Genomic DNA, 19,276 nt, shown 5'->3' with positions numbered 1-19,276 from the left:
TTAAGCCCTCCTCATTAAAAAAGAAGATAATTTCTCAATAAATGTCTGTTTTTCTTCTTTGTGTCTAGTTTCTTCTCTTTCAAACAAGGCGTCCGCTAGGAGACGGACTGACCGGCTGGCTTTTGCCTGAGGACTTTTTAATAAAAAAGGAACCTGTTCGACAACTGCTTTGCTCACGATCCCGTCGTCAGGGACTGAACCGGCAAACTGAACCGCTTCGCCTAAAAACATGTGAATGGTCCGGGAAAGGCGGGTAAAAGCGTCAAGCCCTTCCTTTTGATCACGGCACCGATTGACAGCTACTTTCATTGAAAGCTGATTTCCTGTCAAAGCTAAATGTTTGACAGCGCTGTATGCATCCATAATGGCTGTAGGCTCCGGGGTTGTTATGATCAAAATGTCTTCTGCTGATAAAATAAAAGGCAGCTGGTCTTTTGATAAGCCCGCCCCCATGTCAAACAGTACATAATCAAACTGACTTAACGCATGAGAAAGCTCATTAGCAAAAAAGGTCCATTTTTTCTGGTCCAGCTGAAACATCACATCCAGCCCAGTTCCGCCAGATATATACCGAAGACCCTTTGGCCCAGTAGATATGGATTGCATAAAAGGCTTGCGCTCAGTTAGAACGTCAATAATAGTCGCGGAAGACGAGTTTCCCATTAATATATCAATGTTCCCCATTCCGATATCAAGATCAATAAGCAGTACCTTCTTGCCTTTATCCTGCAGCGCAAGAGCCATATTTAAAGTGATGTTGGATTTTCCGACACCGCCCTTGCCGCTGATGACTGCAAGTGTTTTAGCTTTCTGTGCAAAAACAATCGGCAGATCGCGCTCACGCTTCTTCATTTTCGCCCGTAAAGTTGCTGCTTGGTCAAATCTGTTCATCTGCACAGCATCCCTACAAACTCCCGCGGCGAGACTGTCTGTATATCCTCCGGCACATTCTGGCCGTTTGTGATAAACCCGGCGCCTATCTTTGATTCTGCCAGTATACTGAATACAGAGCCTAAGGAAGCAGTCTCATCTATTTTCGTAAAAATAAACTGATTGACAGGAACAGATGAAAAACGTCTGACAATTTGTTTCATATCTTCATATTTTGCAGTCGCTGACAAAACGAGAAATGACTGAATGCTGCTTTCAAAAGGAATCGTCTCTTTCAGTTCATCGATATATTGCTGTTCTCTGAAGTTTCTTCCTGCTGTATCGATAAATACATGATCATATTCAGCAAATAATTCTTTCGCCCGCTGAAATTCCTCTTTTGTATAACAGACTTCCAGAGGAGCCTGCAGCAGCTCGGCATATGTTTTCAACTGTTCAACTGCTGCAATCCGGTAAGTATCTGTTGTAATAAAAGCAATTTTTTTCTGTTTTTCAAGCAGAGAAGACGCTGCTAGTTTTGCAAGCGTTGTTGTTTTACCCGCGCCCGTCGTACCAAACAGCACGATATACTTCGAACGAATAGGCTCCTGCCACTTGTCTGCTGGAGGTAGTGCCGCGCACAGTATATCCTGAAGTTTACCGACCACGTTTTCTTCCGTAAGTCCGCCCGATTCAACAGAGAATCGCAGTATTTTTTTCATAGTACGGGTCTTAATTGATTCATTAACGCCGGTTTCTCCCAAAAGCTGTTCGGCTATTCTGAGCGGTTCAGGAAGTACGGATTGATATGCTGAAAAATCACCTGGCTCAGATTGAGCCGGAATTTGAGGGATTATCCTCTCCTCTATTTTCGGACTGCTGACAGGAGGTTTTGACGTTTGTTTCGGCTCTGCTGCCTTTTCAGCTGTTTTTTTCTCAAGAAAATCTTGATCCAATACGGCAATCACTTCAACAGCCGGTTTTTTTAAAAGTCCGAACCATTTACGCTTATTGATTTTTTTGGAATTCAGTATAACCGCTTCATTGCCTAGTTCTTTTCTGATAAGCTGTGCCGCTTCTTGCATTGAAGCAGCAGTAAATTTTTTGATTTTCATTAAATATCCACCACTCCAATGCTTTGAACTTCGACATTAGCCTCAAGCTCGTTATAAGAAAGAACAGGAAGATCCGGAAAATATCGTTCCAGAAGCTGTTTCACATACATCCTTACAGGAGGCGAGCAAAGAAGAATCGCAGTCTCTTGCCGTATTGAGAGCTGTTCGGCTTCTTTTGCAACAGAGCGCACAATGCTTTCCGACACATCTGGTTCAAGCGACAAATAGTTCCCATGTTCTGTCTGCTGTACACCGTCAGCAATTGCCTTTTCTACACGGCCGGAACAAGTGATCACTTTTAACACTTCATTTTCTTTGGCAAACTGGGCAGTAATTTGCTTAGCAAGTGCCTGTCTTGTGTACTCTGTTAAAAGATCAGAGTCCGTTGTCAGTTTTCCATAATCGGCAAGTGTTTCAAAAATGGTTACCAAATTGCGGATTGAAACTTTTTCTTTTAACAGTTTAGCCAGCACTTTCTGAATATCTCCGACAGATAATGGATTTGGCGTAACCTCTTCCACCAGGACCGGATACGTTTCTTTCAAATGATCAATAAGCTGTTTCGTCTCCTGTCTGCCGATTAATTCATGAGCATGCTGCTTAATTTTCTCTGTAATATGTGTTGAGACAACTGAAGCCGGATCTACAACTGTATAGCCCAGCATGTCAGCTTCATCCTTCACCGATTCGCCAATCCATTTGGCTGGAAGCCCAAACGACGGTTCTACTGTTTCGATCCCTTCAATCAGGTCGTCTTCAGGCGTAGGCGACATTGCTAGATAATGATCTAGTAATAGCTCGCCTTTTGCTACTTCATTTCCTTTAATTTTCAATCGGTATTCATTAGGCTGCAAAGCGATATTGTCTCTGATACGCACGACAGGAATGACAAGCCCAAGTTCCAGCGCCAGCTGACGGCGAATCATCACAATTCGGTCTAATAAATCCCCGCCCTGATTAGCATCCGCCAGCGGAATCAGACCATAGCCAAACTCGAATTCTATCGGATCTATATGCAGAAGCTGCACAACACTTTCGGGGCTTTTGAGCTCGTCAACTTCAGCCTCTTCCTCAAGAATCTCTTCCACTTCTTCTTTTTCCTTACCTGTTTTAGATAGCGTATAACCGCCAAAAGCAAGCAGCCCTGCAAGCGGCCCTGTTAGGAGAATACCAATTGGAGTAAACAAGCCAAGAAGCAGAATAGTTGCTGCTGTAACATATAAGAGCTTTGGATAAGCGAACAGCTGGCCTGTGATGTCATGACCTAAGTTTCCTTCGGAGGCTGCTCTTGTCACGACAATACCTGTAGCTGTAGAAATTAACAGCGCCGGAATTTGCGATACAATTCCATCTCCTACAGTCAGCATCGTAAAATGAGAGGCTGCCTCTTGTATCGCCATGCCTTGCTGCAGCATACCGATAATGATTCCGAAAATGATATTGATCATCACAATAATAATTCCAGCAATTGCATCACCTTTCACAAATTTGCTGGCACCGTCCATCGCACCGTAAAAGTCTGCTTCTCGAGCTACTTTTTCACGGCGGTGTTTCGCTTCCTGTTCGTTAATCATGCCTGCATTTAAATCAGCATCAATACTCATCTGCTTCCCTGGCATTGCATCAAGCGTAAATCTTGCCGCAACCTCGGAAACACGTTCCGCGCCCTTTGTGATGACGATAAACTGAATAATAATTAAGATAATAAATACAACAAGTCCAACTAAAACATTTCCGCCGACAACGAAGTTACCGAAGGTCTCAACAACCTTCCCTCCTTCGCCGTGCGAAAGGATCGAACGCGTCGTTGACACATTCAAGCCCAGACGAAATAAGGTCAAAAGCAGCAGCAGTGACGGAAAAATCGAAAACTGCAGCGGTTCTTGCATATTCATTGTGGTGAGAAGCACGATCAACGCAAGAGAAATATTAATAATGATCAAAATACTTAACAGCCATGGAGGAAATGGTATCACCAGCATTGCCACAATGAGGACAACACTTATTAAAACGGATAAATCTCTTGTTGACATGCTGTTTTTTCTCTCCTTTTGAATCGTAAAATTCAATTTACTTTTTGTTTCGTTTTAAATACGTAAGCCAGGATTTCTGCCAAGACTTTAAAAAACTCTTCCGGCACTGCCTGGTCAATTTCAACCTGATCATATAACGCACGGGCAAGCGGCCTGTTTTCTACCATCATGACATCATGCTCTTTAGCAATCTTCCTAATTTTTAATGCAAGGTGGTCAACACCTTTTGCAACAATGTATGGTGCATCCATTTTTTCTTCGTCATATTTAAGTGCGATCGCATAGTGGGTCGGGTTTGTGATGATGACATCAGCTTTCGGCACTTCCTGCATCATCCGCCTCATCGCCATTTCCCGCTGTCGTTGCTTAATTTTAGACTTAATAATCGGATCTCCCTCAGATTTTTTGTACTCATCTTTTATATCCTGCTTTGACATTTTGATATTTTTCTCATAGTCAAATCTCTGATACAAATAATCGAGTCCGGCAAGAATCAACAAAGCCCCTGCTCCGCTCAGCCCCATCCACAGGGTGAGTTTTGAAACAAAGGAAAGTGCTTCTTCAGGTGTCAGAAGCGGAAGGCGGAGAATTTCTCCATAGTGCATCCAAAGCACAACAAACGCCGCAAACCCTACAACAGCAATTTTCAGTATCGATTTAAGCAGCTCTACAATCGCCCTCATGCTGTATATCCGTTTAAAGCCTTTTATCGGATCCAATTTTTCAAGCTTAGGCTGGATCACTTCCGTAGAAAATAAAAATCCCACCTGCATATAGTTGCTTACAACTCCTGCAACAAGGGCAACAAGCAGAATCGGAGCAAGTACAATGCCAGTATCCTTTAATAAGCTGATAAACAGGATATGCACATTTGATTCTGAGAGCTTCATTGTGAGTGACTCCGTGTAAAATGTCTCTATAAATGACAGCAGCCTGTCTCTCATATACGGGCCGATCGCAATAAACGAAAGGAAGATGACTAATAATGAAACGGCGGTATTCACATCAGAGCTTTTTGCAACCTGCCCTTTTTTTCTAGTATCCTTCCGTTTTTTCGGAGTGGCTTTCTCTGTTTTTTCTCCCGCAAAAAATTGGAGGTCAATTCTTAGCTTCATTAAGAAACACCGACCAATGCTAAAAGATTCCGCATCGTTTCAATCGTTAAGCCGAAAACATTCCGAACAACGACGAAGATAACGGACATACATACGATGAGCATGATAAAACTGACGGCAATCTTTAAAGGCAGACCGACGACAAATACATTTAATTGGGGAACTGTCCGGGCCACGATGCCTAATGCAAGATCCACAAGAAACAAACTGGCCACAACCGGCGCCGACATTTGAAATGCGATAATAAACATTGCATTAAAGCTTTTGGCGATAAGATAGGCAAACTTTTCATCGCCAAAATTCGGAAATGCCTGATCAACCGAAATATACTGAAAGCTGTAGTAAATACCGTCCAGCAGCAAATGATGCGCATTGACACTCAGCATAAACAAAAGAGCCATCGTATAGATAAACTGGCCGATCAATGGACTCTGTGCGCCCGTTTGCGGATCGATAACGTTCGCAATTGAAAAACCCATCTGAAAATCAATAAACGAACCGGCTATCTGAACAGCAGCAATCATCATATAAGCAATCAAACCAAGACACAGACCCACCAGAGCTTCTTTAAATGCCAGCAGCATATATTGCTCGTCAACCTCCAAAGACGGAGGTTTATCAATCGTGCTGAAGCAAATGACTGCAAGAAAAAAAGCAAATCCGATACGATGAACAGCCGGAACGTTTCTGTGGCCGTATAGCGGAACCGTTACAAAAAAAGCAGAGATTCTAATAAAAACCAATAAAAAAGCAGGAAATAAATCAATAATCGAATTCATCACTGTATTACCCTGCAAAACGATTTAAATTAGAAAACAGCTCTGTTGTGAACGAAAGGATGGTCGACAGCATCCATGGCCCGAAAAAAATCAGTGCCAAGAGGACTGCCACGATTTTGGGAATAAACGCCAAAGTCTGTTCCTGGATTTGAGTTGTCGCCTGAAAGATGCTGACGATTAATCCGACCAATAAAGCGATCGCAAGCAGAGGCGCGCTGATCATCAGCGTTACATATACGGCTTTTTCCGCCATAGAAATTACAAATTCTGAATTCACGTTTAGCACCTACCCTAAAAGCTCTGAAGCAAAGATTTCACAATTAAATACCAGCCGTCTACTAAAACAAAAAGTAAAATTTTAAAGGGCAGAGAAATCATAACTGGAGGGAGCATCATCATCCCCATTGACATCAGAACGCTCGCCACTACCATATCAATAATTAAAAAGGGGATAAAAATCATAAAGCCTATTTGAAACGCTGTTTTGAGCTCCGAAATGGCAAAAGCGGGAACCATCGTTGTAAGAGGAATATCTTTTAATGATTCGGGTTTATCCATTTTCGCGTAATTCATAAACAGTGCCAAATCCTTCTGCCTTGTGTGCTTACTCATAAATTCTTTAATCGGTTCCTCAGCTTTTGTATACGCTTCGTCCAAACTGATTTTATTGTCCATCAATGGTGTCAGCGCTTCTTTATTAATCTCTGAAAAAGTAGGAGCCATAATAAAAAATGTTAAAAATAGCGCAAGGCCGATAAGGACCTGGTTGGGCGGCATTGATTGCGTCGCCAGTGAAGTTCTGACAAACGACAGAACGATGACGATGCGGGTAAAACAAGTCATAAGAATCAATATTCCAGGCGCCACTGAAAATACAGTTAACAATAATAGTAATTTAACAGTTGAACTGACGTTACCCGGATCGCTAGAACTGAAAATATTTATAAACTCATTCATGATGACGTGGGCCTTTCTTTTTTCCTTCTGAACGGTTTTGTTTTAGCTCTTCAAGCTGCTCTTTTAATGCCTTTGAAAATGAAGGCAGCTTTTGCTGCGGCTGATTCTCAGAACCCTTTAGGGGTTTGACAAGCTTTTGCCACTCTATTTTGCTTGACATCGCCTCTTCATGCTGGCTGAGTATGACTTCGATTTCCTTTTCATCCTCAATTTCTTTAAGGAGCTGGATCGTCTCTCCTACCCCAACGACGAGAACACTGTTGCCGACTTTAATCAATTGGATAGATCGGTTTTGGCCAACCGATGTTCCGCCAATATTTTCAACATATTGAAAAGGCTTTAGCAGCCGGTTTCTTTTGTTCATAAGCTTAACAAGCCCGTAAATCAGCGCGATGACAAACAATAAAGCGAAAATCATCTTCACAAAATCAAAAGCTGAAACAGAAGGAGCAGCAGCTCCCTCCGTCTCATCAGCAGTTTGTGTCGTTTTTTCTTTCTTTTGCTCTGGCTTATCTGCGGTCTTTTCCTCTTTCTTTTGAAACCATTCGTTTACAGTTGAATCATCAGATGCCGCCGCATCAGCAGCAAGCGGATGCACACTGAATAAAATGAAAAAACATATAAAAGCAATGAAACATTGACTCTTTTTCAACAGTCGTACACCCTTTAGCTTAATGTTTTGTTGATTGCTTCAAGCACACGGTCCGCCTGGAAAGGTTTCACGATAAAATCCTTAGCACCGGCTTGAATAGCATCGATAACCATTGATTGCTGTCCCATGGCAGAACACATAATGATTTTAGCTTGAGCATCAATTTGTTTAATTTCTTTTAGTGCAGTAATACCGTCCATTTCTGGCATTGTGATATCCATTGTAACTAAGTCAGGAGAATGCTCTTTAAATTTTTCTACAGCCTGAGCGCCATTTTCGGCTTCTGCCACTACGTCAAAACCGTTTTTTACCAAAATATCTTTGATCATCATTCTCATAAATGCTGCGTCATCTACAATTAAAATTCTATGTGCCATAATTTTTTTCTCTCTCCTCGTGTTTCTTTATTTTAAATTATTAATGCGTTCTGCCTGGCTTAATATGTCAGTGACCCTTACTCCGAAGTTTTCCTCAATGACCACGACTTCGCCTTTGGCGACGATACGCTGATTCACTAAAATATCTACCGGCTCACCGGCTAATTTATCCAGCTCAATAATACTTCCGGCTGAAAGTTCTAAAATTTCTTTTACGCTTCTTTTCGTTCTGCCGAGTTCAACAGTGATCGAAAGCGGGATATCCAAAAGCATATCCAGATTGTTTATAGGAGCTTGTGTGCTCTCATTTGGATCAAATGATGAAAATTCCACTGGTGAAACTTGAACAGGCGCGGCTTTCTTCGGTTTCCCCTGCCTTTTAGCCGGCGCTTGCTGCTGCGGTTCGTTCCGCGGCTCGGACATCACAGGCTCTTTCGGCTGTTCATATGTAACCTCAGGCTCCGGCGTTGTTTCCTCAGCTGGACTTTCCTCCGTGTTCATAAGGCTCGAGATCAAATCTTTAGCAAATGTCAGCGGATATAGCTGCATGATGTTAGAGTCTATTAACTCGCCCACCTTCAAGCGGAAAGAAACTTTAACCAGCATTTCATCAGCAGGAATACGGTCTGTTCCTTTTTCTTCATTTACATCAAGCAGTTCTACACGCGGGGGTGAAATATCAATTTTTTTACTGAATACAGTAGACATTGACGTTGCTGCCGACCCCATCATTTGGTTCATCGCTTCTTGAACCGCGCTCAAATGGATCTCTCCAAGTGAAGGATCTGCACCTTTCCCGTCTCCCCCGATCATTAGGTCCGCAATAATCGCCGCGTCACTTTGTTCGACGACTAGCAGGTTGCTGCCGCTGAAACCTTCCGTATAATTCACTTCAATTGCAACATACGGTTCAGGAAACGCATCACTGATTTTGCTTCTTGGGATGACAGTTACGTTTGGAGTCGTAATATCAACTTTTTGATTTAAAAGCGTGGATAAAGCTGTCGCTGAACTGCCGAATGAAATATTTCCGATTTCACCGATCGCATCACGCTCCATGTCCGATAAGTCATGCACTTCCGGAGCCTCAGGCTCATCAGGTGTGCTGCTCGTGCCGTTAAGAAGCGCGTCAATCTCATCTTGAGATAATCTGTTATTCTCCATCTTGTTCACCTCTTATGTCGTGGTCTAAAATTTGCACTGCCTGTTTTCGATTCACCCGGCCGGCTTGTCCTAAAAATTTCGGCTTATCTCCGACCAATACAGTAAGAGGATCTGTTACTGATTTGTCCAAAGTTATGCAGTCTCCGACTTCTAAACTTAAAAACTCTTCTATTGTCAGTTCAGATGTGCCGAGTTCGGCCACGACAGGTATTTGTGCTGCCATGATACGTTTTTCAAGCGACTTTGTTTCCTCAGGTTTCGGTTCATTTCTTTCTGATTGCATCCAATAATGGACCGAAAGCTTTGGTATGAGCGGCTCGAGGACGATATGCGGGATACAAAGATTAATGACACCGCTGATTTCGCCGATTTGGGTGTTGAGTGAAATAACAACAACCGTTTCATTAGGAGATACCATCTGAACAAATTGCGGATTCACTTCAAACTCAGTCATTTCGGGTTCAATATCAGCAATGGACTGCCAAGCTTCTTTATAATTTCCCAGTGCATTTTCAAATAAATTAGAAATAATTTTTGTTTCAATTTCTGTTAAACTATCAACCTTATTATGACTGATCCCGATGCCCCCCATCACACGATCCATCATCGTATAGGCAATTGTCGGGTTAACCTCCATCATAATTCTGCCTTCCATCGGATGGACATCGAATAAATTCAGGATCGTCATATTCGGTATGGATCGGATAAATTCCTCGTATGGAACCTGATCAACAGAGCTGACCGATATATGGATATATGTTCTGAGCTGAGCAGAAAAGTGAGTTGTAAGAAGTCTTGCAAAATTGTCATGAATTCTTGTTAAACTGCGGATTTGGTCTTTAGAAAACCGCAGCGCGCGTTTGAAATCATAAACCTTTACTTTTTTCTCTTTTTCTTCTTTTTTCAGCTCTTCAGCATCCATTTCACCCGTTGATATTGCAGAAAGCAGTGCATCTATTTCATTTTGGGAGAGAACTTCTCCTGACATTTTCCTCACCTCCGTATTCTGTCAAATTATGCTTTATTGCAGATTAAAAGAGGTAATATACACTTTTTCTACTTTTCCTTCTTGGAGGTAGCTATTCACTTTATCTTTTAGTTCCTTCTTAAAGGTTTCTTTTCCCTTGTCTCCCTCAATCTCATCAGCATTCGTATCAGCCAGCAGTGATATAACAGCATCTTTCACTTGAAAATCACGTTTTTCAAGCTCTTCTTTTGATTTATCAGAGTCAGTTTCAAGTTTAATCGCTAAGCGAATAATGTTATCGGACTTTAAATTCGTTGTGATTTCTGCTACATCAACAGAAGATGCAACGATTTCATCAATACTTCGTTTTGCCTCACTTTTTTCGGACTTTCCGCCTAAAACAAAATAAGCCGCCGCCCCGAGAGCACCAATTACGATAAGAATAATTAGTAAAATGATCAATAATTTTTTCTTCATTCCGGTTCCTCTATTCCATGGTCCATTGAAAATATTTGTATTTTTTGATAGAAAGACACAATCTTCTCCAGAACAGCTTCTTCATCTTCTTTTACTACAAACTTCTTACCGTTAGACAGTGTGATTGTAGTATCCGGAAAGCATTCAATCTGTTCAATAAATAACGCATTCAGCGTAAAGGGCTGCCCATTTAAACGGGTTACTTTAATCATAAAACAGCGGAGAAGCGATTACTCGCCTCCCCTCCCTCCTTAACGTTTAAGGTTAACCAGCTCTTGAAGGATTTCATCCGATGTTGTAATAATCTTGGAGTTTGATTGGAACCCGCGCTGAGCAACAATCATTTCGGTAAACTCGTCAGTTAAATCAACGTTAGACATTTCTATAAATCCTGACTTCAAGGCACCTGTACCGCCATCACCAGGCTGATTAGCTGCACTAGCAGTTCCAGAGTTCAAAGATTCACGATACAAGTTGCTTCCGATTTTATCTAAACCGTCACTGTTTGCAAAAGTAACAATCCCGATCTGACCGCCATCTTGTGGTTTACCGCCAGCATCAACAATTGACACTTTTCCATCAGATCCGATACTAAAGCTTTGAGCATCTAGAGGAATTTTTATTGTTCCTCCCGTCATATTTAACACATGGTAGCCGTCACCAGTCACCAATGTTCCGGTATTATCTAAATAGAAGTTTCCGGCTCTTGTGTAAGCCGTTCCATCACCTGTATCGATTTGAAAATAACCGTCTCCGTCAATCGCTAAATCAAGCGTTCTTCCTGTGCTTTGTGTCGCGCTTGTTGAATGGATGGTATCAATTGTGCCAGATGATGAACCCAAACCGATCTGCTTAGAGTTTGTTCCGCCGATTGTTGCACCAGCAGCAGAACCGCCGGCAATCGTTTGACTTACCATATCTTTAAAGGTAACCCGGCTCTTTTTGAATCCCACTGTATTTACGTTGGCAATGTTATTGCCGATAACATCAAGTTTTGTTTGAAAGTTTTTCATACCGCTGATTCCAGAATAAAGTGAACGTAACATAATATATTCCCCCAGATGTTTTTATTTAGATGATTGTCCCACAGACATGACATTCGCCGGACTGATCTCGGTCCCATCATCAAGAACAAGATAATAATTACCTTTAGAATGTTTAACAGAGCTTACGGTGCCTGTTTTATCTGTTGCACTTTTACCATCAGTCCAAGATACTTCTTTTCCCATCCAATCAACATACGTTGTAAACGGATCTTGGTTTTCAACGAATTTAGTCATCGTCGTATTCAGATTCATCATCTGTTCCAGGCTTGAAAAAGTCGCCATCTGGCTGATAAATTCTTTGTCATCAACCGGATTAAGCGGATCTTGGTTTTGGACTTGAGTCATTAATATTTTTAAGAACTCGTCTTTTCCCAGGCTGCTGTTGCTTGCAGCGGCAGTGCTGCTTGTTTTTTCAGGCAATTTATATTCTGAGCTTATTGATGTCATTCTTCTTCCTCCAATTCAACCATTGACACTTCATCAAGCAAGTCTCCAAACTCGTTTGATTGCTTTTTCTGTCTTTGCTGCTTCTGTCCCTCTTGCTGCTGTTTCTGTTCATCAGCAAGCTGGCCATATATCGGCTGGTCTCCGCTTTGAATCGGCAATGTAAAACGGTCAACTTGGACAGCCATATTCGGCAGTGATTGCTTCAGCTGAGGCAGATGTTGTTCGAGCAGCTCTTTTGCAGATTGGCTGGATGCAATGATTTTACTCTGGAACATTCCATTTTCATTGGTCAGCTTAATTGTGACAAATCCTAAATGTTCAGGGTTCAGCCGAATTGTAAAACTGCCGGTTGACCTCCCAAAGGGTGTATATTTCATCTGCTTCCATGCACTGATCACTTGATCAGCAACCGTTTTCGTATCGGCTGCATGCAAATCAGATGAGAGCTGCAAATCGAGTGTCTGAACTCCTCCGGTGCTCCGGTAGCCTGAAAACATCATTTGAATTCCTGACTTACTATCAATAGGCTGAATACTTACAGAGGAATCTGCCGTACTTTTATTACCTGACGTCAGAGTGTCCGGCGAAAGGGCACGTTTTCCGACCTCTAGTGACGATTCGGATGATTTCGATAACAAAAAAGCTTTCAGCTGACTTTCAGCTATATTCCATTCCTTCGTCCCTTTTTGAGGAAGCACTGACATCTGTTCCATTAAGCTTTGAAAACTTTTCAGCTCTGACTTTGACATCTTATAAAGCTTTGAACTTGACTCGTCTTTTGTAAATATCTGCTGTTTAAGATCCTGAATAAGCTGTTCAGATATGCCTTTTTTTTCTAATGCCGAAAGAAATTCATCTCCATTTTTGTAGACAGTATGAGCTTGATGATCACGGTCAGTCATTTTATTTCCTTCTAAAAGCTGACTGATAAGCATTTGGATATGAATAAGCGTTTTATCATCTTCTGCTGATGCCTCATTTTCCTGAACTTCTTGCTCTCTGTCAGACTTGAGTTCATCAGTAGCGGCATCACCAGCTGAATACTTTGCAGTCAGAGCAGTTTTCTCTTCAGAAATGGTTTTGTCTGCAAGTATTTGCCCCATGTGCAGTTGATCAGTTCCGTCAGCCAATTTTAATTCAACTGCTTGCAGCAGATTCTGTAACATTTGCTGAGCGGATTCATCCAGCTGCTTTCCTGTTAGTTTACTTAACGTTTGCAGAAGATCGGCTTTTTCCTTGTCTTGATTTTCAGGAGTTGCATTTAGCCAATCACTGATCTTTTTACATGCATCTTTTAAAAGCTGATCGTCAGTCAGAGTCCCATTTCCTTGTGATGAAGGTTCTTTCGAGCCGGCTTCAGACATAAGCCAATTTTGAAAAACTCCCTGGCTATTTTTGATTGTTTTAGCAGCTGTCCCTGCTGTAGTTTGCAGCCGAGGTCCGGCTAATTCAAGCAGCTTCACCTTTATTCCCCCTATTCTTGGCTGGCAGCAATTTTTTCTGTATATGTTGCCGCTTGCTCAGGAGTCATTTTTGCCAAAATTTCAGCAAGCTGCTTTTTGCTCAGTCCATTCAATATTTTCAGCGCTTCTTTCTCCTTTAATTGGGCAATGATTTTGGCAGCCTTTCCGCTGTCCATGCTTTTATAAACACTGATGACTTTATCATCAGAAGCTTTATCAGAACTTGATGAATCTTCTGTGTTATCCTTCGGTGTCTTTTTTTGGTCTTCCGCTGTTTTTTCAAGAGAACGAATCTTTTGATTCAGCCTGTCTATTTCAGATTTGCTTGTATCCAAATCCTTATTCAATATACTGATCTCACTTTTTTGATCCTTAATGGTTTTTTCCAGAGCCGCCGTATTACTGTTATTCTTAGCTGTTGATGATGTATCTTTTTTATCTTCGGTCTCAGGAACCAATTCTTTAAGAACTGGCGTTTTGGCTGCAGCTTCCTGTATCGGCTTTAAGACATTGACACCAGCCGCCCAGAGAACAATCCCCCCTGCTATAAGCAGAAATATCAGCGGAAGGATAATGATCAGCAAAACCGATCGGAACTTACCTGATTCTTTCTTTTTGCCGGACATTACATTCGCTCCTAATGGCCTTGAATCATAAACTGCTTGATCGAAATATCGTCCATTTCTTTCATCTCTGCAGCTTTGTCTTCAAGAGCAAACATTTTAAACTGTTTTTCACGCATCTTTTCAAACTTCTTCACTTCAATATTTTTTTCTGTTAACACTTCTTGCTTTTGGTTCATTTGATTCCTTTTCATAATGACGAGCTTTTGGTAGTGATAAATGGTGTTTTCAAGATTTGAGACAAATTGCTGATAATGCCTCATCTCTTGAACGCTCATCCCGCTTTTCAGTTTGTTTTCTTTATTTTGCTCAAGCAATTCCTTTTTGCTCATATTCTCATATAGTTTCTCCGCTACAGTTTCAAATTCAGAAACTGATTGCTGATACTCAGACAAAGACTGGTCTTTTTCGTTCTCTTTTAGTTCCAGCAGCTTTTGGAATCTAAATTGATAGGCCACGTTCTATTCCTCATTTCCTGTCAAACTAGTTAATGCAGCAATGCTTTCTTCCAATGATGCTGATTCTTCTGTTCCCTGCTTCAGAAATTGAATAAGCTGCGGATAAAATTGTATCGCCTCATCAATTTCTCTTGAGGACCCTCTTTTGTAAGCTCCAATATTAATGAGATCTTCAGAATTTTGATACGTTGATAAAAGTTCACGGAATTTATTCGCTGCGTCTAAGTGCTGTTTTGTCGAGATGTTTGACATCACCCTGCTGATGCTTTTTAACACATTGACGGCAGGAAACTGGCCTTTATTAGCAAGAGCCCTGTCTAACACAATGTGTCCGTCTAAGATTCCGCGAACAGTATCAGCAATAGGCTCATTCATGTCATCCCCGTCGACTAACACTGTATAAAACGCTGTGATTGTTCCGTGTTCATTTGCACCTGTTCTCTCTAGTAAACGAGGTAAAATAGCGAACACAGAGGGTGTATATCCTTTTGTCGTCGGGGGCTCTCCAGCGGCAAGTCCGATCTCCCTCTGAGCCATCGCCACCCTTGTGACAGAATCCATCATAAACATGACATTTTGCCCTTTATCACGAAAGTACTCAGCAATGGCTGTCGCCGTATATGCGGCTTTCAACCTCGTTAATGCAGGCTGGTCTGAGGTAGCAACAACTACAATTGACCGCTTCAGACCCTCTGCTCCCAAGTCTTTTTCAATAAACTCCCGAACCTCTCGACCGCGTTCTCCGACGAGTGCAATTACGTTCAAATCAGCTTCGGTCTGTTTAGCGATCATTCCCATTAACGTGCTTTTTCCGACGCCGCTTCCTGCGAAAATACCAATCCGCTGGCCTTTTCCGACAGTCAGCAGACTGTCAATAGACCTGACTCCAACACCCATTTTTTCACGGATAGGCGGGCGTTTCATCGGGTTAGGAGGTGATTGCTCCGTCGATACAGGCGAAAGTCCTTTCGGCAAAAGTTTTCCGTCGAGCGGTTCGCCAAACGCATCAATGACTTGTCCGATCAGACCGGCTCCTACCTTTACACGAAGAGATTCACCAGTGGCTTCAACAATGCTCCCGGGGGCAATGCTAGCGGCCTCTAAATAGGGCATTAACAAAATATTTTCTTCCTGAAATCCAACAACTTCAGCTTTGATGACTTTACCTGATTGACCTTTTGCATAAATCAGGCACAGGTCGCCTATTGAGCTTGCCGGCCCCTTTGATTCGATCATCAGGCCGATCACCCGTTTCACTTTTCCATAACGCTTATACGAGTCTGTCATTTCTATGCAATCTATCAGACTCTGTGTCTTCATTGATCCGCACCTGCTTCCAGTGCTGTGAGGAGCTTATGCTTCAGTTGCACCAGCTGGGTATCAATGCTTGCATCAACTCTTCCAAAAGGAGTTTCTATATAGCATGATCCTTTTTCAGCTTTTTCATCGGCGTATAAACCCAGCCGGCATTCTTTGTAAAGAAGCTGCTGGATTTCGTCTTTATGCTGAAAAACTGTTTCATAGTAATAAGGGTCCACATATATTGATATATCGTCATATTCCTTTACTTCGTTTACCACCTGTTTCACAAGCAGGATAAAGGCCTCTTTATCATCAGATTTTTGCTGCCATACTTTTTTAGCTAACGCAACGGCAAGCTCAACGATTTCTCCGGAGGCATCTTCAAGCTTATCCTCTACAGCTTTTCTGGACATCTCTGTTATGCTGTTTGCCTGATCGAGCAGCTCAGTATACTGTTGTAAGGCTTCAGCTCTTCCTAATGCCACACCTTGTTCGAAACCTTCTGTTTTCGCTTCTTCAATAAGCTGCTGTTTTTCAGCCGCCCAATCATTTTTTTCCTGCTCAATTTGACGGCGGATGTCTTCCATCTGGCTGTTCGCTTGCTCGGAAATCAGATCAGCTTCTTCTTTGATCCGGGCCATTAACGCTTCCGGATTTTCTTCAGTCTGTAAAAGATGTGAATGATCGATCCGAACCTCTTGTAAAGAAAGCTTTCTTCTTTCCTGCTGTGGGGAAAAAGATGATTCTTGTTTAATGATATTAGACAATAATATCGTCTCCTCCGCCTCTTGCTATAACAATTTCACCGGCTTCTTCAAGCTTTCTGACGATGCTTACAATTCTTGATTGAGCCTCTTCTACATCCTTCAAACGTACAGGGCCCATAAATTCCATTTCTTCTTTGAATGTTTCAACCATACGCTGTGACATATTGTTGAATACAATTTCTTTGACTTCCTCGCTTGCCACCTTTAATGAAAGGAGCAGATCGTCGTTTTCAACATCGCGTATAACCCGCTGAATTGCTCGGTTATCAAGGGTAACAATATCCTCAAAGACAAACATCCGCTTCTTGATTTCTTCAGCAAGATCAGGATCCTGAATTTCCAAAGAATCCAATATCGTCTTTTCTGTTCCTCTGTCTACACCGTTTAACACTTCAACAACAGCTTCGATTCCGCCGGTTTGTGTATAATCCTGAGTAAATGCGGAGGATAATTTCTGTTCCAGAATCCGTTCTACTTCATTAATAATTTCAGGTGACGTTCTGTCCATTACCGCAATCCTTCTTGCGACTTCTGCCTGTACCTCAGGATTCAGCTCGGATAAAATTTGTCCGGCCTGCACAGGGTCAAGGTAAGACAAGATTAAAGCCATCGTTTGCGGATGCTCTTGTTGGATGAAATTTAAAATTTGTTCAGGCTCTGCTTTTCTGGCAAAGTCAAATGGTTTAACTTGCAGAGAAGAAGTCAGCCTGTTTAGTATGTTTTCAGCCTTATCTTCTCCGAGCGCCTTCTCAAGAACTTGTCTGGCATAGCTTAAACCGCCCTGAGAAATATAATCCTGGGCAATCGCTATATTATGAAATTCCTCTATAATTTCATCCTTTTTTTGATGATCGACACTTCTAACTCCTGATATTTCAAGGGTAAGCCTTTCAATTTCTTCATCGGTTAAATGCTTATATACAGAAGCTGACACATCTAAACCTAAGGAAATCATGAGAATGGCTGCTTTTTGTTTTCCTGTAAGCTTGTCTTGATCACGTCTCGCCATTTCTAATCCCTCCTAATCCTCGGCCAGCCAGCTTCTCAGCAGTTTTGCAAAGTCTTCAGGCTTATCTTTCGCCATCTTTTCAAGCTGTTTTCGTCTGACTGTTTCCTCTGTTTCATTTTCCTCTTCATTAATATCAGGCAAATTGATAGGCTCCTGAGGCACTTCGTACGTGTATTCCTCAAATTCATCCTCTTGAACGCGTTTCTTTCTGATAAACATAATGATCAGAATGATGATAACTGCGATCAATACGCCCCCTACGATATATACCCACATTGGTATACCGGAGGATTTTTCCGTATCAGTATCCAGACTTACTTTTCCGTCAAAAGGCTGAACGGAGACAACAATTTTATTATTGATATCTTCATCAGAAAGGTTCTGGTTCTGTGTTTCATCCTTATCCAATGATGTTCTGACAACAGTTGAAAGGATTTTTTGTATATCATCCTGTCTTTCAGTTGATAGCGACGCTGTGTTTTTGGCATCAGGCGGCTCTACCATTACTTGAATCCCTAAATCCCTTACCTTATAAGGGCTTTCAGCTATTTCTTTATGGATTCGATTAACCTCGTAATTGATTTTATTACTGCTTTTTTCGTAGTTCCCACTTTCGGTATTTTCACCGTCAGCTTGATAGTTTGTTACATCTTCATCACCGGTTCCGGCAGTTCCGCCATTAGCTGCGCCGTCTCCCTGATATGTTTCCGATACTTTTTCAGCACTGACCGCGATGCCTTCCATGTTTTCTTTGTCAACAGGCTCGACGATGTCTTCTGTGCGATTTTCTTTTGTAAAGTCAATATCAGCCGTGACAGAAACAACAACTTTGTCCTGCCCCATCATCGTTCCAAGCAATGACTGAACATGTTTTTGAATGTCTTTTTCAACTTGGGATTTAACTCCCTGCTGCGAAGAATAACTATCAGCGTAGGACCCTGAACCGCTGTCTGTTTTGTCATAGTATGTAGAGTTCTGGTCCATGATGACGATGTTATCTTCTTTTAAGTTCGGCACACTTTTTGATACCAGATGATATAATCCGTTGATCTGGCTTTGATCCAGAGTGTATCCAGGCTGAGTCTGCAGGACGATTGAAGCAGATGCTGCTGATTGCTCTTCACCGACAAAGACAGCGTCTTTCGGAAGGTTAATCATTACTTTTGAATTTTTGATACCGTCCATTTCATTAATCAGATTGGATAGTTCCGTTTGTGTGGCTTTGACTTTCACCATATCAAATTCATTATCTGTTAAACCAAAGCCGGCGTTCTGTCCAAAAAATGAGTAATCAATTGATCCGGTTTTAGGAAGCCCTTCTGCCGCCAGCTGAACTTTCAGTGAATCAACCTGATCTTCCGGAACCTTAATGACCGTACCGCCATTTGAAAGTTCGCTAGGCACTTTTTTTGCATCCAATTCCTCTTTGATCTGTCCGGCTTCTTCAGCTGACAAATCTTTGTACAGCGGCGCCATTTTCTGATTAGAAGAAAGAATACTGATAATAATGGCAAGAATGATAATTGCCGCTAAAGCACTAATCATTAAAACCTTTTGTAATTTAGATCTATTTTTCCAAAACTCACTCGTTTTGTTTTTCATTTGCATTAGAGTACGATTCATGTTAACCCCCGGTCATTCCACTCTTTCTCTTT

General features: G+C 41.8%; 22 protein-coding genes. All 22 read right to left on the bottom strand.

Translation table 11 applies throughout. The annotated features are described in order from the left end of the window. The 22 genes from NYE43_RS08840 to fliF are packed head-to-tail and all read right to left on the bottom strand — an operon-like array spanning position 1 to position 19,244. A complete protein-coding gene (locus NYE43_RS08840; RefSeq protein WP_081638301.1) occupies positions 1-897 on the bottom strand; it encodes a MinD/ParA family protein in 897 nt (298 codons plus the stop codon). Next, positions 888-1,985 (bottom strand): flagellar biosynthesis protein FlhF, encoded by a 1,098-nt coding sequence (gene flhF, locus NYE43_RS08835; protein WP_185847971.1) that lies wholly within the window; start codon positions 1,983-1,985, stop codon positions 888-890. The genes NYE43_RS08840 and flhF overlap by 10 nt, the downstream gene beginning before the upstream one ends. Continuing rightward, entirely contained in the window at positions 1,985-4,018 is a 2,034-nt protein-coding gene (flhA, locus tag NYE43_RS08830; protein ID WP_024121409.1) for a flagellar biosynthesis protein FlhA, read from the bottom strand. Before flhA ends, flhF begins: the two co-directional genes overlap by 1 nt. Before the next feature lie 32 nt (positions 4,019-4,050). Next, positions 4,051-5,133, bottom strand: a complete 1,083-nt coding sequence (gene flhB / locus NYE43_RS08825; protein ID WP_024121408.1) for a flagellar biosynthesis protein FlhB — start codon at positions 5,131-5,133, stop codon at positions 4,051-4,053. Further along, positions 5,133-5,912 carry a flagellar biosynthetic protein FliR gene (fliR, locus tag NYE43_RS08820; protein WP_024121407.1) on the bottom strand — a complete coding sequence of 260 codons (780 nt, stop codon included), beginning with the start codon at positions 5,910-5,912 and terminating at the stop codon, positions 5,133-5,135. Before fliR ends, flhB begins: the two co-directional genes overlap by 1 nt. Positions 5,913-5,919: 7 nt before the next feature. After that, complete coding sequence (gene fliQ, locus NYE43_RS08815) at positions 5,920-6,189, bottom strand: flagellar biosynthesis protein FliQ (protein ID WP_010334259.1); 270 nt, start codon at positions 6,187-6,189, stop codon at positions 5,920-5,922. A gap of 14 nt (positions 6,190-6,203) precedes the next feature. Further along, entirely contained in the window at positions 6,204-6,869 is a 666-nt protein-coding gene (gene fliP / locus NYE43_RS08810) for a flagellar type III secretion system pore protein FliP (protein WP_024121406.1), read from the bottom strand. Then, complete coding sequence (gene fliZ, locus NYE43_RS08805) at positions 6,862-7,521, bottom strand: flagella biosynthesis regulatory protein FliZ (protein ID WP_044155883.1); 660 nt, start codon at positions 7,519-7,521, stop codon at positions 6,862-6,864. The genes fliP and fliZ overlap by 8 nt, the downstream gene beginning before the upstream one ends. A 14-nt stretch (positions 7,522-7,535) precedes the next feature. Further along, positions 7,536-7,898 carry a chemotaxis protein CheY gene (gene cheY, locus NYE43_RS08800; protein ID WP_010334256.1) on the bottom strand — a complete coding sequence of 121 codons (363 nt, stop codon included), beginning with the start codon at positions 7,896-7,898 and terminating at the stop codon, positions 7,536-7,538. Positions 7,899-7,925: 27 nt separating this feature from the next. Continuing rightward, positions 7,926-9,062 carry a flagellar motor switch phosphatase FliY gene (gene fliY, locus NYE43_RS08795; RefSeq protein WP_101861219.1) on the bottom strand — a complete coding sequence of 379 codons (1,137 nt, stop codon included), beginning with the start codon at positions 9,060-9,062 and terminating at the stop codon, positions 7,926-7,928. Beyond that, positions 9,052-10,050 carry a flagellar motor switch protein FliM gene (gene fliM / locus NYE43_RS08790; protein ID WP_326230111.1) on the bottom strand — a complete coding sequence of 333 codons (999 nt, stop codon included), beginning with the start codon at positions 10,048-10,050 and terminating at the stop codon, positions 9,052-9,054. Before fliM ends, fliY begins: the two co-directional genes overlap by 11 nt. 33 nt (positions 10,051-10,083) lie before the next feature. After that, positions 10,084-10,506 (bottom strand): flagellar basal body-associated protein FliL, encoded by a 423-nt coding sequence (gene fliL / locus NYE43_RS08785; protein WP_024121403.1) that lies wholly within the window; start codon positions 10,504-10,506, stop codon positions 10,084-10,086. After that, positions 10,503-10,718, bottom strand: coding sequence for a flagellar FlbD family protein (locus NYE43_RS08780; RefSeq protein WP_010334253.1), 216 nt, complete (start codon positions 10,716-10,718; stop codon positions 10,503-10,505). Before NYE43_RS08780 ends, fliL begins: the two co-directional genes overlap by 4 nt. A gap of 39 nt (positions 10,719-10,757) precedes the next feature. Beyond that, a complete protein-coding gene (flgG, locus tag NYE43_RS08775; RefSeq protein ID WP_024121402.1) occupies positions 10,758-11,552 on the bottom strand; it encodes a flagellar basal body rod protein FlgG in 795 nt (264 codons plus the stop codon). Between the two features lie 21 nt (positions 11,553-11,573). Further along, positions 11,574-11,999: a flagellar hook assembly protein FlgD gene (flgD, locus tag NYE43_RS08770; RefSeq protein WP_024121401.1), complete on the bottom strand. Its 426-nt coding sequence runs from the start codon at positions 11,997-11,999 to the stop codon at positions 11,574-11,576. Further along, positions 11,996-13,462: a flagellar hook-length control protein FliK gene (locus NYE43_RS08765; protein ID WP_216394481.1), complete on the bottom strand. Its 1,467-nt coding sequence runs from the start codon at positions 13,460-13,462 to the stop codon at positions 11,996-11,998. Before NYE43_RS08765 ends, flgD begins: the two co-directional genes overlap by 4 nt. 11 nt (positions 13,463-13,473) lie before the next feature. Further along, the gene (locus NYE43_RS08760) at positions 13,474-14,088 is read right to left on the bottom strand and encodes a MotE family protein (RefSeq protein ID WP_024121399.1); all 615 of its coding nucleotides are present in this window, start codon (positions 14,086-14,088) and stop codon (positions 13,474-13,476) included. A gap of 11 nt (positions 14,089-14,099) precedes the next feature. After that, positions 14,100-14,543, bottom strand: a complete 444-nt coding sequence (fliJ, locus tag NYE43_RS08755; protein ID WP_010334249.1) for a flagellar export protein FliJ — start codon at positions 14,541-14,543, stop codon at positions 14,100-14,102. Positions 14,544-14,546: 3 nt separating this feature from the next. Further along, positions 14,547-15,863 carry a flagellar protein export ATPase FliI gene (gene fliI, locus NYE43_RS08750; protein ID WP_095713837.1) on the bottom strand — a complete coding sequence of 439 codons (1,317 nt, stop codon included), beginning with the start codon at positions 15,861-15,863 and terminating at the stop codon, positions 14,547-14,549. Next, complete coding sequence (fliH, locus tag NYE43_RS08745) at positions 15,860-16,612, bottom strand: flagellar assembly protein FliH (protein WP_316961233.1); 753 nt, start codon at positions 16,610-16,612, stop codon at positions 15,860-15,862. Before fliH ends, fliI begins: the two co-directional genes overlap by 4 nt. Next, positions 16,605-17,621: a flagellar motor switch protein FliG gene (fliG, locus tag NYE43_RS08740; protein ID WP_003231981.1), complete on the bottom strand. Its 1,017-nt coding sequence runs from the start codon at positions 17,619-17,621 to the stop codon at positions 16,605-16,607. Before fliG ends, fliH begins: the two co-directional genes overlap by 8 nt. Before the next feature lie 12 nt (positions 17,622-17,633). Further along, a complete protein-coding gene (fliF, locus tag NYE43_RS08735) occupies positions 17,634-19,244 on the bottom strand; it encodes a flagellar basal-body MS-ring/collar protein FliF (RefSeq protein ID WP_326323820.1) in 1,611 nt (536 codons plus the stop codon). Positions 19,245-19,276 lie beyond the last annotated feature (32 nt).

The sequence above is a fragment of the Bacillus sp. FSL R5-0434 genome, from assembly GCF_038004745.1.
Lineage (GTDB): Bacteria > Bacillota > Bacilli > Bacillales > Bacillaceae > Bacillus > Bacillus halotolerans.
The sequence above is the reverse complement of the archived record's forward strand: the minus strand, read 5'-3'. Positions and strand labels throughout refer to the sequence as shown.